The organism is Duganella radicis (assembly GCF_009720825.1).
GTDB lineage: Bacteria > Pseudomonadota > Gammaproteobacteria > Burkholderiales > Burkholderiaceae_D > Rugamonas > Rugamonas radicis.
Genome location: NZ_WNKY01000037.1, coordinates 21,412 through 35,981 on the forward strand (window position 1 = coordinate 21,412; position 14,570 = coordinate 35,981).

The window sequence follows — 14,570 nt, forward strand, 5'->3', positions numbered from 1 at the left end:
TCGGGCTTGTGCGGTTGACAGTTTCGGCAAGCCAATGGTTTCATGCAGTGCGCCTGCAAATCACGATTTTGCCAGGTGTTAATAAGCGAGATTCAGCACCCTGATATTCCCAGAGGCCATCGCGGCCTCAAGGCTAAATATCATTCACAGGTTAAAAGAATCCTACAGGCTGGCCATTCAATATGCCGGGGTTTTTAAATAAAACCCCGCATCGTTTTTGGTTAGGTTTCTCCTCATCAAGGGAGTTCAATAATGGGAGTTTTACAATGATTCAAGAGAAGATGATGTCGCGTACCTTGCGCACCGTGTTCGCCAGCTCGATGCTGGTCGGCATGACCGCAATGATGCACAACGCCATTGCACAGGAAGCCGCACCGCAAAAAATCGAATCGGTGCAAGTGACCGGTACCCGCATTACCACCCCAGGCACGACCTCGACCAGCCCGATTTCGTCGGTGACTGCCGAGGAAATCAAATCGTCCCAGCCTGTAGCGGTTGAAGAATTCTTCAAGGGCCTGCCAGCAGCCGTGCCGGCAATCGGCCCAGGCACCAACAACGGTTCCGGCGGCGGCGCCACCATCGACCTGCGTGGTCTTGGCCCGAACCGTACCCTGGTGATGATCAACGGCCGCCGCCTGGTACCGTTCAACCTGAACGGCACCGTCGACACCAACTCGATTCCTATCGCCCTGCTGAGTCGCGTGGACCTGCTGACCGGCGGCGCGTCGGTAGCCTACGGCGCCGACGCCGTGGCCGGCGTGGTCAACTTCAACCTGAAGAAAAACTTCACCGGTATCGACGTCACCACCTCCTACGGCGGCACCAGCGAATACCATGACGGCAAGCGCAAGCGCACCGACCTGACCATGGGCGCCAACCTCGATGACGGCCGCGGCAACGTGGTGCTGAGCATCGGCAAAACCACCTCGGACCCGGTGACCCAGGGCGCGCGTCCTTACGGCGTGACCAGCCTGAGCTCGGTGACCGGCAAGCCTACCGGCTCCAACACCACCATTCCTTCCGGCTTCGCGATCAGCAAAGGCGCCGGCGGTACCGACACCCTGGCGGGCAACTGGCAGATCGATCCAGCCAGCGGCAAGCTGGTCAGCCCACTGGTGCAATACAACACCAATCCGCTGAACTACTACGCAACCGGTCTGGACCGTACGCAAGCGACCTCGCTGGCGCACTACAAGATCAACGACCACGCCGACGTCTATGCCGAGGTGTTCTACACCACCAGCAAAGTGAGCTCGACCCTGGCGGAATCGGGCACCTTCGGCAACGTCTTCAACGTGCCTATCGGTAACCCATTCATTCCAGCCGCGGCCCGCCAGCAGATTTGCGAACGCCGCGGCATTTCGGCGGCCAACTGCGTGGTCGGCAACACCACCATGGTGCCGATGACGGTCAACCGCCGCTTCGTCGAGCTGGGCCCGCGTTTCAACAACTTCGACAACAAGACCCTGCAATACAACCTGGGCGTCAAGGGCGACCTGGCCTGGGACTGGACCTATGATGCGTCGTGGAGCCGCGGCACCGCCGACCAGATCCAGACCCGTCTGAACTGGGGCTCGCTGTCGAAAGTGCAGCAAGCGTTGAACGCGGTCAGCACCACCGCCTGCGTCAACACCGCCAACAACTGCGTGCCGCTGAACGTGTTCGGCGCCGCCGGCAGCATCACCCCGGCCCAGCTGGCCTTCGTGAACTCCAGCGCGATCCTGTTGCAAAACGTGCAGCAAGACGTCGCCTCGCTGAACCTGTCGGGCGACTTCGGCAGCAAGTTTGTCAGCCCATGGGCTGGCCAGCCAATCACCATGGCAGTCAGCGCCGAACAGCGCAAGACCACCGCCGGCACGCAATCGGACGCCGCATCGCAGATCCAGAGTGAAGTGCTGGGTACCGGCGCGCCGACGCCGGACCGCGTTGGCTCCTTCACGCTGAAAGAGTACGCGGCTGAGGCGCAAATCCCGCTGATCAAGGACAAGCCATTCATCCGCGCCCTGAACGGCGAAGTCGGCTACCGCGACACCTCGTTCGAAACCGCTGGCGCCAAGCAAAGCTACAGCAGCTGGAAAATCGGCGGCGACTGGGAGCCGGTGCGCTCGCTGCGTTTCCGTGCCAACATCCAGAAGGCGACCCGCGCGCCGAACGTGAACGAACTGTTCCAACCGCTGACCACCGGCCTGTCCAACGTGGCGGAAGATCCTTGCCAACTGGCGAAGATCAACGCGGCTGACGCCAACAAGGCCGGCACCCTGTCGAACCTGTGCCGTCTGACCGGCGTTCCTGCCAGCGAAATCGGTTCCGTGCCATTGCCATCGTCGGGCCAGATCAACAACCTGACCGGCGGCAATCCTAAGCTGGGCCCTGAGGAAGCGAAAACCAAGACCATCGGTTTCGTGTGGGAGCCTCTGCCTAAGCTGGCGATCTCGCTTGACTACTACCAGATCAAGATCGACAAAGCGGTGTCGAGCCTGAGCACCACCGACATCCTGCAAGGTTGCTACGATCCTAAGTTCAACCCATCGTTCGCCTTCAACGATGCGTGCGCGGCGATTGGCCGTAACCCGGCGAACGGTACCTTCAACGGTGCGGATTCGAAGGGTGTGTTCACTCCGCTGTCGAACTCGGGCTACCAGGAAACCAGCGGTATCGACCTGAACGTGAACTACCGCTTGCAGGCCAAGCAGCTGAACCTCGATCCGAAGTTCGGTTACTTCGACCTGACCTTCGCGCTGAACCAGGTGCAAAAGTTTGACTTCAAAGGTACGCCAACTTCGGCTACCCGCGATTGCATCGGCTACTACTCGGTTGCTTGCGCCAGCATCAGCAATTCGACCGCTCCGGTGTACAAGCGCAAGTTCAACCAGCGCACCACCTGGAACGTTGGCGATTTCGCGGTGGGCTACAACTGGCGTTACGTCAGCGCGGTGGATGTAGAGCCGGGCTCGGGCACCTACCTGCCACAGTACTCGCACATCAAGGCGTACAACTACCTGGACCTGTCGGGCGTGTGGAACTACAACAAGAACCTGCGTCTGAACGTCAGCATCAACAACGCGGCCAACAAGAAGCCGCCTATCGTCGGTGCTAACGTGTCGACCACGTCCATGGACAGTGGTAACACCTTCCCGAACGCGTACGACGCACTGGGTCGTTACGTCACCTTCGGTGCCAGCCTGAAGTTCTAAGCTTCAGAGTTGCAAAAAATCCCATCAGCCTGAGCGCGCTCAAGATCGCGCTCAGTGCGGATGGGATTTTTTTTTGACTGCTGTTTATATTAGAGGCCACCCCAAGCCGCACTTAATATGGACACCGCCGCCAGCGCGGCGGTCTCGGTGCGCAGGATGCGCGGGCCCATGGCCAGGGGCAGGGCGCCGTGGCGCAGGGCCAGTTCCTCCTCTTGTTCGCTCAGGCCGCCCTCCGGCCCCACCACCAGCGTCACCGCCTGCGGCGGATGGTGGCGCGCCCAGTCGGCCAGCGACTGTTCCGCGCGCGGGGTCAGGATGATGCGGCGGTGCAGGTCCTGCTGGGTGATCCAGTGCTTGTAGTCCTGCGGCGGCGCCAGCTGGGCCAGACGGTTGCGCCCGCTCTGCTCGGAGGCCGAGACAATGATGCCGTGCCAGTGCTCCAGCTTTTTGCCGGCCCGCTCGGCCGACAGCTTGACCACGCAGCGCTGCGCCGCCAGCGGCTGGAAGCCCGACACGCCCAGTTCGATGGCCTTTTCGATAATCCAATCCATCTTGGTGCCTTCGGGCAGGGCTTGCGCCAGGGTCACGGCAAACGGCAGCTCGACCTCGCGCGGCGTGTGCGCCTTGACCTCGGCGCTGGCGCTGCGGCGACCGATCTCGCTCAGGCTGGCGGTATATTCGCCGCCCTCGCCATTGAACAAGGTGATCAGCCCGCCCGGCGCCAGGCGCAGCACCTGGATATGGTGGGCGACCGCTTCCGGCAGGGTGACATGGGCGCCGATGGCCAGCGGCTGGGGGCAAAAGAAGCGGGGCATAACGTGGTATCCGGATAAGTAGAGCTGCAATTTTAAATGGTGGATGTCATCGTCTGGTAAAATAATGGGCTCTGCAAGCACCGCCCTTGCGCCCAGTTTCCATACTTCCGTGATATCGACGATGACTTCTACGCTCCCAACCACCCAAATGGCTAACGCGATCCGCGCGCTGGCAATGGACGCCGTCCAGAAGGCCAACTCCGGCCACCCAGGCATGCCGATGGGCATGGCCGAAATCGCTGTTGCGCTGTGGTCCGGCCATTACCGCCACAACCCGGCCAACCCGCAGTGGGTGAACCGCGACCGCTTCCTGCTGTCCAACGGCCACGGCTCGATGCTGCACTACGCGCTGCTGCACCTGGCCGGCTACGCCGTGAGCATGGATGACATCAAGGCCTTCCGCCAGATGCACTCGAAGACCCCGGGCCACCCGGAAGTCGGCTACACCCCGGGCGTGGAAACCACCACCGGCCCGCTGGGCCAGGGGATCGCCAACGCGGTCGGCATGGCGCTGGCCGAGTGGCTGCTGGCGGCTGAATTCAACAAGCCGGGCCTGGACGTGGTCGACCACTACACCTACGCCTTCGTCGGCGACGGCTGCCTGATGGAAGGCATCTCGCACGAAGCCTGCGCGCTGGCCGGCACCCTGGGCCTGAAGAAACTGATCGCCCTGTACGACGACAATGGCATCTCGATCGACGGCAAGGTCGAAGGCTGGTTCACCGACGACACCCCGGCCCGCTTCGAAGCCTACGGCTGGAACGTGATCCGCGCCGTGGACGGCCACGACGTGGCCGCCGTCGCGGCCGCCATCGCCGCCGCCAAGCAGGCCGGCAAGCCGACCCTGATCTGCTGCAAGACCGTCATCGGCAAGGGCTCGCCCAACCTGCAAGGCGGCGACAAGGTGCACGGCGCCGCGCTGGGCGAGAAGGAAGTCGCCGCCGTGCGCGAGTACATCGGCTGGACCTCGGCCCCGTTTGAAATCCCGGCCGACGTGTACACCGCCTGGGACGCCAAGGCCGCCGGCGCCAAACAGGAAGCCGAGTGGACCGCCAAGTTCGCCGAATACAGCGCCAAGTTCCCGGCCGAAGCCGCTGAACTGAGCCGCCGCATGGCGGGCGAGCTGCCGGGCAACTTCGAAGCGGCGCTGGCCGCCGGCATCGCCTCGACCGTCGAGAAGAAAGAAAACATCGCCACCCGCAAGGCCAGCCAGAACGCCATCCAGGCGCTGGCGCCGGTGCTGCCGGAATTCCTGGGCGGCTCGGCCGACCTGACCGGCTCCAACCTGACCAACTGGAAGGAAGTCACCCCGGTGCGTTCCGGCCAGCCAGGCAACCACATCAACTACGGCGTGCGCGAGTTCGGCATGTCGGCCATCATGAACGGCGTCGCCCTGCACGGCGGCTACATCCCGTTCGGCGCCACCTTCCTGACCTTCGCCGACTACAGCCGCAACGCGCTGCGCATGGCCGCGCTGATGAAGCAGCGTTCGATCTTCGTGTTCACTCACGACTCGATCGGCCTGGGCGAGGACGGCCCGACCCACCAGTCGGTGGAACACGTGTCGTCGCTGCGCCTGATCCCCAACCTGGACAACTGGCGTCCATGCGACACCACCGAATCGATGGTGGCGTGGGGCGAGGCGGTCAAGCGCAAGAATGGCCCGTCGACCCTGATCTTCTCGCGCCAGAACCTGCCGTACCAGGAGCGCAGCGCGGCGCAGATCGCCGATATCCAGCGCGGCGGTTACGTGCTGAAGGAGGCGGCCGACGCCAAAGTGACCCTGATCGCCACCGGTTCGGAAATCGAACTGGCGCAGGCCGCCGCTGTGGCGCTGGCGGGCGAGGGCATCGTGGCGCGCGTGGTGTCGATGCCATCGACCGATGTATTTGACCGTCAGGACGCCGCTTACAAGGCCAGCGTGCTGACCAAAGGCGTGCCACGTGTGGCAATCGAAGCCGGCGTCACCGATTTCTGGTACAAATACGTCGGTCTGGAAGGCGCTGTTGTCGGCATCGATACCTTCGGTGAGTCGGCTCCGGCAGGCGTGCTGTTCAAGCACTTCGGCTTCACGGTGGAAAACGTGGTGGCGAAAGTCAAAGCTGTCATTGCTTAATCTATAATTGCTTATTGCGGTACTAATATTTCTAATCAGGAGCAAAGTATGACGATCAAAGTTGCAATCAATGGCTATGGCCGTATCGGCCGTAATGTGCTGCGCGCTTTCTACGAAGGCGGCAAGAAACAAGACATCCAGATCGTGGCGATTAACGACCTGGGCGACGCCAAGGCCAACGCTCACCTGACCCGCTACGACACCGCCCACGGCAAGTTCCCTGGCACCGTGACCGTGGACGGCGACAACATGATCGTGAACGGCGATGTGATCCGCGTGTTCGCACAGCGCAATCCGGCTGAAATCCCATGGGGCGACCTGGGCGTGGACGTGGTGCTGGAGTGCACCGGCTTCTTCACCACCAAGGAAAAAGCCTCGGCCCACCTGAAGGGCGGCGCCAAGAAGGTGATCATCTCGGCGCCGGGCGGCAAGGACGTGGACGCCACCATCGTGTACGGCGTCAACCAGCACGTGCTGAAAGCCACCGACACCGTGATCTCGAACGCATCGTGCACCACCAACTGCCTGGCCCCGCTGGTCAAGCCGCTGAACGACGCCATCGGCGTGGAAACCGGCCTGATGACCACCGTGCATGCCTACACCAACGACCAGGTGCTGTCGGACGTGATGCACGAAGACCTGCGCCGCGCCCGTTCGGCCACCATGAGCATGATCCCGACCAAGACCGGCGCCGCCGCCGCGGTGGGCCTGGTGCTGCCTGAGCTGAATGGCAAGCTGGACGGTTTCGCGATCCGCGTGCCGACCATCAACGTGTCGCTGGTCGACCTGTCGTTCATCGCCAAGCGCGACACCACCGTGGACGAAGTCAACGCCCTGATGAAGGCCGCCGCCGAAGGCGCGCTGAAGGAAGTGCTGACCTACCAGACCGAACCGCTGGTGTCGGTGGACTTCAACCACAACCCGGCCTCGTCGAACTTCGACTCGACCCTGACCAAAGTGTCGGGCCGCCTGGTGAAAGTGTCGTCGTGGTACGACAACGAGTGGGGCTTCTCGAACCGCATGCTGGACACCACCGTGGCGCTGATGAACGCCAAGTAATCCTCGGCGTCTGCAAAACAACCCTCCCGGCGCAAGCCGCGGAGGGTTTTTTTACGCTTGCGGAGATGCTGAATTCGGCGCAATATCGCATCAATATTGATGTTGGAGGCTAGGATGCGCACCACCGTAACGATTGATGATAAGTTGTATCAGAAGGCACTTGAGGTAGCGGACCCTTCGATGGACAAGGCGGACTTGTTTCGCGAGGCTGTCAAGACCTTCGTCCGAGTACGCGCCGCCCAGCGTCTCGCGGCGCTCGGCGGCTCGGCATCCAACATGGCGGACATCCCGCGTGACAGGACTGCGGCGGCACGGTGAAACACGGCGTCCTGGTGGATACATCCGTTTGGGTGGAGCACTTTCGCCATCGCAATCCGACGTTGGAGCGGCTCCTGCATCAGGATGCTGTGCTTACTCATCTGATGATTATCGGCGAGATCGCCTGCGGCACACCTCCAGCCCCGAGGGCGCAGACCTTGGGGGATTTGGGCATGGATCGGCGGCTTGCGGATCTGGCCGAAAGATTTGGCGTGACGCATCGCGCGCCGCCATGAAAAAAGCCCGCCGGGCGTGAACCCGGCGGGCTTCGGGCAACCGCCCCGGAGGGCAGCTGGCCGACTTGGATTACAGCGACACGCGCAGGCCCAGGTAGTAGCGGCGGCCGATCGGATCGTAAGCCGATGCGTCGGTCTCGGTACCGGTGGTGTTGCCTGGCAGGCCGGTCACGACTGGCGGCGCTTTCTTGTCGAAGGCGTTATCCATGCCGAAGTAGAGCTGGTAGTTCTTCTTCATGTCGTAGGTCACCTGGAAGTCGGTGGTGGCGTACGAACCGATCTTCGGCGCCAGTTCCGGATTCTCGTAGGTGTTCAGGAACTGATCGTCCAGCTTGACGCGGCCGGTGTAGGTGGTCGTGGTGTTGACGCCCCAGTTGCCCCACTTGTAGGCCAGGTTCAGCACGGCCTTGTTGCGTGGCGATTCCAGTTCCCCAGCCGATTCATCCTTGTCCGCGCCCTGGGTCGGCACGTTCCACAGGGTCTTCAGGTAGGTGTAGGCGATCTTCGCGTTCAGGCGGCCAGGACCCACTTTGTCCGCCCACGAGGCGGTCAAGTCGATACCTTTGGTGCCCAGGCCACCGCTGTTTTCCTGCGAGGTGTCGCTGTACTTGATCGAGCCAGGGCTGTTCGAGCCTTCGGCCGTGGCGCGGCGGGTGATGTACTGGCAGTAGAAGGTATTGCCGCCGTAGCACTGTTGCAGCGCGAACTGGCGCGGCGTACCGACGATGGCGTCCGAGATCTTGATGTCGAAGTAGTCCGCCGTGAAGGTGAACTTGCTCAGCATCGGGATCGAGGTCGGGGTGATGACCACGCCGACGGTGGTCGAACGGCCTTTTTCCGCCTTCAGGTTCGGGTTGCCGCGGTTGTAGCCGCTGACGCCCTGTTTGTCGGCCTGGTTCAGCGTAAACACGCCGCCGTTGGCCGCGATGTTGGCGGCGACGCCCGGCGCGGCGCGGCAAGCCACGCTGACCGGATCGCTGGCGGTCGCGGTCACGCCTTCGCATGGGTCGCTGACCGATGGGAAGTCCTGGCTAGGCGCCTGGTACAGTTCGCTGATGTTAGGCGCGCGGGTCGACACGGCGCGGGTGCCGCGGAACTTGATGTCCGACACGGGTGCCCACTCCAGGCCGGCGTTCCAGCTGTTGGTGCTGCCCACGGTGGTGTAGTCGCCGTGACGGAAGGAGCCGCGGAAGTCCAGGTTTTTCGCGAAGGCCTGGTCTTTCAGCAGCGGCACGCGGGTTTCCACGAATTCTTCACGCACGATGAAGCTGCCGTAGGTTGGCGGGGTGGCGTTGCCGGCGTTCAGGCCGGCCTGGGTCAGCGGGTCCGGCACGGCGCTGGAATCTTCGCTGCGCCATTCATAGCCGGCCGCCAGGCCGATGTTGCCTGCTGGCAGGCCCCATGGCAGTTCGCCGGTGATGGTGCCGCCGGCAATCTTCTGGGTGATCGCGGTTTCCAGCGAGCCTGGCGCGGTCACGTATTTCAGCGCTTCCGGCGAGATGGTGCCGAGGCCGAACACGTTGATCGGCACGCAACCGTCGCGACGCGCCTGGGCGTCGGCGCACATCACGCCGCCACCTGGGTCAGGGTTGGGCACGCCAGCCAGCGCGCTGCGCATGTTGACGATGTTGATCTGGCCGGTGGACGCCTGCGACTCGGTGGTGCGGCCGTAGCTGACGAAGGCCTCGTAGTTCCAGTCGTTGGTGAATGGCAGGGTGCCTTTCAGGCCGGTGGCCAGGCGCAGGGTGCCACGGCTGACGCTGCTGTGACGCGGGCCGAACTCGGTCAGGCGGCGGGTGAAGCGGTAGTCTTTCAGACCGTCGCCGTCGGTGTCGGTCATGCGGTCCCACAGGTACTGCGGGATGATCGGATTGCGCACGGCCACGCCGTTGACCATGGTCTCGCCTTGCACCACGCCGGTCGGACGGAAGACGTTGGACGAGTCGAGCGCGAACGGTTCGATGTTGGTGTCCACCTTGGTCGAGGCGTAGGTGCCTTCGAAGAACGCGTTGTGGTTGTCGTTCAGCTTCAGGTTGCCATTGGTGGCGAACAAGTAGCGCTCGGTCGGCACGGCGATGGTGCGGTATTGCGAACGGTTGAAGCCGGAGGCCGGCAGGGTGGCGCTGCCGTTGGTCGACCAGCCGATCGGGTTGCCGTTCTTGTCATAGGTGTAGCTGGCGCCGCCAGTGCCGTAGAAGAAGCGGCCTTGCGGCGCGAAGCTGGAGTAGTACGGCGAAATGGTCTTGAAGATGTCGCGCACGTCGCCGGTCACCGCTTCGGCCAGCGAGTACTGGTCGATGTTGGCGCCCAGGCCCGGACGGTCTTTCGACATCACGGCGCCCTGTTTCGAATAGCCGAAGTGACCCATGATGTTGCTGGCGCCGTCGGCCGAGGTGGTGCCGAAGGTGATTGCCAGTTTTTTCTTGAAGTCGTCGCTCTTGTCGCTCTTGCCGGTCGAGGCATCGACGGTCACGCCTTCAAAGTTTTTCTTCAGGATGATGTTGACCACACCGGCCACGGCGTCCGAACCGTAGGTTGCCGAAGCGCCACCGGTCAGCAGCTCGACGCGCTCGATGAAGTCGGTCGGGATGGTGTTCAGGTCGACCGCGGTGTCGCCCGGCACGCCGGACACGAAGCGGCGGCCATTGACCAGCACCAGGGTGCGCGAGTCGCCCAGGTTACGCAGGTTGACGGTCGACACGCCGCCGCCCGAGGTCAGGAAGTTCGAGTTGGTACGGCTCAGCGATGGCGTACCGAGGGTCGGGTTCTTCTGCAACAGGTCTTGCAGGTTGACTGCGCCCGAGGCGGCGATGTCGGCCGAGGTCAGGATTTGCAGCGGGGTTGGCGATTCGGCGCTCGGCGAGAGCAGGCGCGAACCGGTAATTTGAACTTTCTGCACCGCATCTGCCGGCGCGGCGTCTTGTGCGAATGCTACCTGGGCGCTCATCGCCATGCCGGCTACGCAGATCATGCGCACGGAACGGGATAAAACTGTTTCCTTCATCATTGCGGAACTCCTTAGGGTGTATTTAAACATCTCTACGTTTATTTTTTGTTAAATTTCTTGGTTTAACTGACCAACTTTAACGACTTCGTAGTCATCTTGTAAACGTAAAAGGGCGTAAAAAATCCAACATTCGCAAAAAAGCAACAGGGCCACAAGTGTAACGAAATGTGTCTGATGATGATGGGAAATAAAACCAGTTTCATACTCGTACTTAAGGCAGAGCACGACATTGAATATATAAAATGCGGGGACGATTTTATTTAATTCGGATTAATTATTATTACTGATGCGAACGGTATGGTCCGGTATTTAATCGGGTACCGTCGCCGGGATGTGCGTACGCGTATTACGTAGTGGTATTTCGTGGAAAATATCGGAGATAAGCGCTGCAAAAGCAGGTTTAATGCTAATTTTTAGCGGGTATGTGCCAATAATTGGCATATTTTGGCCATGCTTGCACCGGCTTGGTGAGGCTTGCTGGCGAGGGGGAGAAGCCTGGTCCGGGCGGACCAGGCAGAGGAGTTACTTGTAAATACCCGAGCCGATCAGGAAATCGTCGACGCGCTCGACATAACCGGACTTGGATTCAACCGCCTTGGTGACCGGATTCGGCCATTTAAAATCGACCCAGCCGCTGCCCTTGGTTTTGGCAATATCGACCATTTCCTTAATCAGCAATTTACCTTCATTATCTTTTAAATTCAGCAAAGGTTTGCCGACCATTTTAGGATTATTACCGTGCGCCAAAGCCACGCCATTCAGGTCATATACATAAACATACAAATCGCGGTCATGGAAGGCGGTGTTGGCGGGATCGGCGATGGCGGCAAAGGTCTTCTCCTTGCCGGCCGACTTGACCATCGCCACGGCGCGCTTGACCATCGCCACCGCTTCGTCCGCCGTACCCTTGTCCGCCGCCAGAACCGCGCCCGGGCTTGCCAGCATGCCCAGGCACAGGAGGGCGGCGCCGAATAGTGCTTTCATTTCGATCTCCTTGTGTTGTTAAACTGACTTCGGGAGTATTGCACCTTTTTACAGCGACAACGTTGTTATGTGGCAACATTGTCGCCAAAGATGGCCTGCCACAGCGTGGTGACATTGGCCGCATGCGGGCCCACCAGCGCCGGGTCGATGCGCGCCAGGTCCTGGCCCTGCAGGCGCAACTGGTGTTGCAGCTTGCGGTACTTGCGGTAGGCGTCGGCCGCGCTGGCGGCCAGGCCGGCATCGACCAGGCCCAGTTCGCCGCACAGCTTGAGCAGGGCGATATTGCCGGAATTCGCCGTCAACTGAGGATAGGCCGCGGCGTGCTGGAGAACCAGGAATTGCACGATAAACTCGATGTCGATCATGCCGCCCGGGTCCTGCTTCAGGTCGAACAGGGCGCTGGTGTTGGCCTTGGCGTCCACCATGCGCTTGCGCATGGCGATCACTTCCTGTTTGAGCGGGCCGTCGGCCGGGCGCTCCTTGCGCAGCACGGCTTCGCGGATTTGCTCGAAGCGCTGGCCGATGGCGCTGTCGCCGGCGCAGTAGCGGGCGCGGGTCAGGGCCTGGTGTTCCCACACCCAGGCCGAGTTGCTCTGGTATTTCTCGAACGAGCCGACGCTGGACACCAGCATGCCGCTGGCGCCGTCCGGGCGCAGCGCGGTGTCGATGTCGAACAGGATGCCGGCCGAGGTGTGCGAGGTCATCCAGGTGATGAAGCGCTGCGCCAGCTTGGCGTACTGGGCCGGCGCCTCCTGGTCGGCATCGTCGTACAGGAAGATCACGTCGAGGTCGGACACGTAGCCCAGCTCCTTGCCGCCCAGCTTGCCGTAGGCGATCACCGTGAACAGCGGCACCTCGCGGTGGCGCGTGGCCACCGTCTGCCACACCGCCTTGATGGTGGCGGCGACAATGGTGTCGGCCAGCGCCGACAGGTGGTCGGCCAGCTTTTCCACCGTCAGGTCGCCGGCCAGGTCCTGCGCCAGCAGGTGGAACAGCTGGGCGTGGTGGATTTCGCGCAGGATGTCCATCTGGCGCTCGGTGTCGCCGGGGCAGGCGGCCAGCTGCCTGTCGATGTCGGCGGCCAGCGCCACCGGGTCGAACACGGCGTTGCGCACGCGGTCGTCCAGCAGTTCGTCCAGCAGGATGGGGTGCTGGCTGAGGAACAGGGCGGCCCAGCCGCTGGCGTGCACCATGCGGATCACGCGCGCCAGCGTATGCGGGTATTCGGTCAGCAAGGACAGATAGGCCGAGCGGCGCGCGATGGCTTCCAAAAAATCCAGCAGCCGGCCCAGTGTGGCCAGCTGGTTGCCGCCGCTCGATTCGGCGGCCGCCTGCACGATCAGCGGCAGCGCGGTGTTGATCAGGCCTTGCAGGCGGTTGCGGCTGGCCTCGGGCAGCGATTGCAGGCGCGGCGCCTGCCAGGTGGCGATCAGGCGCTTGGTGGCGCCTTCCGGATCGTCGAAGCCGAGCGCGGTGAAGCGCGCCACCATGGCTTCGCGGTTGTCGGGATCGGCGCATTCATTGCTCGATTGCAGCTCGATATCGTTTTCACTGCTTTCGGTCTTGTCCGAGAACATTTCGTCAAACTGCCCGGCCACGAACTGGCGGTGGGCGTCCAGCTGGGCCAGCAGGGTGGCCACGTCCGGCAGGCCCATCATCTCGGCCACGGTCTGGCGGTCGGCGTCATTGGCCGGCAGGGTGTGGGTCTGGGCATCGTCCAGGTATTGCAGACGGTGCTCAAGGTTGCGCAGGAAGGTGTAGGAAGCCAGCAGTTGATAGACGATGGCGTGGCTTAACAGCCCTTTCTCGGCGATGATGCGCAGCGTGGTGCGGGTCGAGCGGTCGCGCAGGGCGGCGTCGCGGCCGCCGCGGATCAGCTGGAACACTTGCGCCAGGAACTCGATTTCGCGGATGCCGCCGCGCCCCAGCTTGACGTTGTTGCTGCGGTCCGGGTGCAGCCGCTCCTGGCGGTTCACCTCGGCGCGGATTTGCGCATGCATATTGCGGATGGCGTCAATCACGCCAAAGTCCAGGTAGCGCCGGAAGCAGAACGGCCGGACAATGCCATCCAGCGCGGCGATATCCTCGGCGCGCCCGGTGACAGCGCGCGCCTTTACCCAGGCGTAGCGCTCCCACTCGCGGCCCTGCACGATCAGGTAGTTCTCCACCATGCCCATGCTGGCCGCCAGCGGGCCGGAATTGCCGTTCGGGCGCAAGGCCATGTCGACCCGGAAGGTATAGCCATCCTCGGTGATCTCGGACAGCGCCGCGATCAGTTTCTTGCCGAGGCGGACGAAGAATTCATGGTTGGACAGGCTGCGCTGGCCAGAGCCAGGCTCGGCCACCGTGTCGCCATCCTCGGGATAGACGAAAATCAGGTCGATATCGGATGACACGTTGAGTTCGCCGCCGCCTTGCTTGCCCATGGCCAGCACCATCATTTCCTGCGGCGCGCCGGAATCGCGACCGATCGGCTGGCCGTGCGCGGCCACCATCTCTGCGTGCAGTTCGGCCATATGTTTCTGAATGGCAAAATCGGCGAAGCGGGTCATGGTTTCCACCACTTCGGCCAGATTGGCCTGGCCTTCCAGGTCGCGGCGGATCAGGGTGCAGACCAGCAGATTGCGTAGGCGGCGCATGGCGCGCACCAGTGGCAGGCCGCCTTCTGCTTCTTTGTGTAAATATTCTTCCAGATTGATCTGGGCAAGCGATAATTGCGCCAGATCATCGATCTTGGCCTTGCGGTCGGGGGCTGCGGCCAGCCAACGCTGGTAGAAACGTGAGACGGACGGTGAACTCATAGAGTGATAAGGTAAAATTGCTCCGGAAACCGAGTTTAGC

General features: G+C 62.3%; 8 protein-coding genes. 4 read left to right on the forward strand and 4 right to left on the reverse strand.

Annotated features, from left to right (window positions below; all coding sequences use genetic code 11):
• Window positions 1–266: 266 nt before the first annotated feature.
• The gene (locus tag GM676_RS23855; RefSeq protein WP_170304352.1) at window positions 267–3,194 is read left to right on the forward strand and encodes a TonB-dependent receptor domain-containing protein; all 2,928 of its coding nucleotides are present in this window, start codon (window positions 267–269) and stop codon (window positions 3,192–3,194) included.
• An 89-nt stretch (window positions 3,195–3,283) separates the two neighbouring features.
• Here the strand turns inward: GM676_RS23855 and GM676_RS23860 are convergent, their stop codons facing one another.
• Window positions 3,284–4,009 carry a 16S rRNA (uracil(1498)-N(3))-methyltransferase gene (locus GM676_RS23860; RefSeq protein ID WP_155466620.1) on the reverse strand — a complete coding sequence of 242 codons (726 nt, stop codon included), beginning with the start codon at window positions 4,007–4,009 and terminating at the stop codon, window positions 3,284–3,286.
• 121 nt (window positions 4,010–4,130) lie between these two features.
• Between GM676_RS23860 and tkt the strand changes: the two genes are divergently transcribed.
• From tkt to GM676_RS23875, 3 genes are all read left to right on the forward strand, one after another.
• Window positions 4,131–6,125: a transketolase gene (gene tkt / locus GM676_RS23865; protein ID WP_155466621.1), complete on the forward strand. Its 1,995-nt coding sequence runs from the start codon at window positions 4,131–4,133 to the stop codon at window positions 6,123–6,125.
• Between the two features lie 48 nt (window positions 6,126–6,173).
• Complete coding sequence (gap, locus tag GM676_RS23870) at window positions 6,174–7,184, forward strand: type I glyceraldehyde-3-phosphate dehydrogenase (RefSeq protein WP_155466622.1); 1,011 nt, start codon at window positions 6,174–6,176, stop codon at window positions 7,182–7,184.
• 114 nt (window positions 7,185–7,298) lie between these two features.
• Complete coding sequence (locus tag GM676_RS23875; protein ID WP_155466623.1) at window positions 7,299–7,502, forward strand: type II toxin-antitoxin system VapB family antitoxin; 204 nt, start codon at window positions 7,299–7,301, stop codon at window positions 7,500–7,502.
• Between the two features lie 306 nt (window positions 7,503–7,808).
• On the opposite strand, the gene GM676_RS23880 is transcribed toward GM676_RS23875, so the two are convergent.
• From GM676_RS23880 to glnE, 3 genes are all read right to left on the reverse strand, one after another.
• A complete protein-coding gene (locus GM676_RS23880) occupies window positions 7,809–10,745 on the reverse strand; it encodes a TonB-dependent receptor domain-containing protein (protein WP_155466624.1) in 2,937 nt (978 codons plus the stop codon).
• A gap of 522 nt (window positions 10,746–11,267) precedes the next feature.
• Window positions 11,268–11,729, reverse strand: a complete 462-nt coding sequence (locus tag GM676_RS23885) for a cache domain-containing protein (RefSeq protein WP_155466625.1) — start codon at window positions 11,727–11,729, stop codon at window positions 11,268–11,270.
• 65 nt (window positions 11,730–11,794) lie between these two features.
• Window positions 11,795–14,530 (reverse strand): bifunctional [glutamate--ammonia ligase]-adenylyl-L-tyrosine phosphorylase/[glutamate--ammonia-ligase] adenylyltransferase, encoded by a 2,736-nt coding sequence (glnE, locus tag GM676_RS23890; protein WP_155466626.1) that lies wholly within the window; start codon window positions 14,528–14,530, stop codon window positions 11,795–11,797.
• Between the last annotated feature and the right edge of the window lie 40 nt (window positions 14,531–14,570).

Bases quoted from the DNA above. Each gene is read 5' to 3' on its own strand.
- tkt (WP_155466621.1), top strand. From the start codon at position 4,131: ATGACTTCTACGCTCCCAACCACCCAAATGGCTAACGCGATCCGCGCG.
- GM676_RS23875 (WP_155466623.1), top strand. From the start codon at position 7,299: ATGCGCACCACCGTAACGATTGATGATAAGTTGTATCAGAAGGCACTT.
- glnE (WP_155466626.1), bottom strand. From the start codon at position 14,530: ATGAGTTCACCGTCCGTCTCACGTTTCTACCAGCGTTGGCTGGCCGCA.
- GM676_RS23860 (WP_155466620.1), bottom strand. From the start codon at position 4,009: ATGCCCCGCTTCTTTTGCCCCCAGCCGCTGGCCATCGGCGCCCATGTC.
- GM676_RS23885 (WP_155466625.1), bottom strand. From the start codon at position 11,729: ATGAAAGCACTATTCGGCGCCGCCCTCCTGTGCCTGGGCATGCTGGCA.
- GM676_RS23855 (WP_170304352.1), top strand. From the start codon at position 267: ATGATTCAAGAGAAGATGATGTCGCGTACCTTGCGCACCGTGTTCGCC.
- gap (WP_155466622.1), top strand. From the start codon at position 6,174: ATGACGATCAAAGTTGCAATCAATGGCTATGGCCGTATCGGCCGTAAT.
- GM676_RS23880 (WP_155466624.1), bottom strand. From the start codon at position 10,745: ATGATGAAGGAAACAGTTTTATCCCGTTCCGTGCGCATGATCTGCGTA.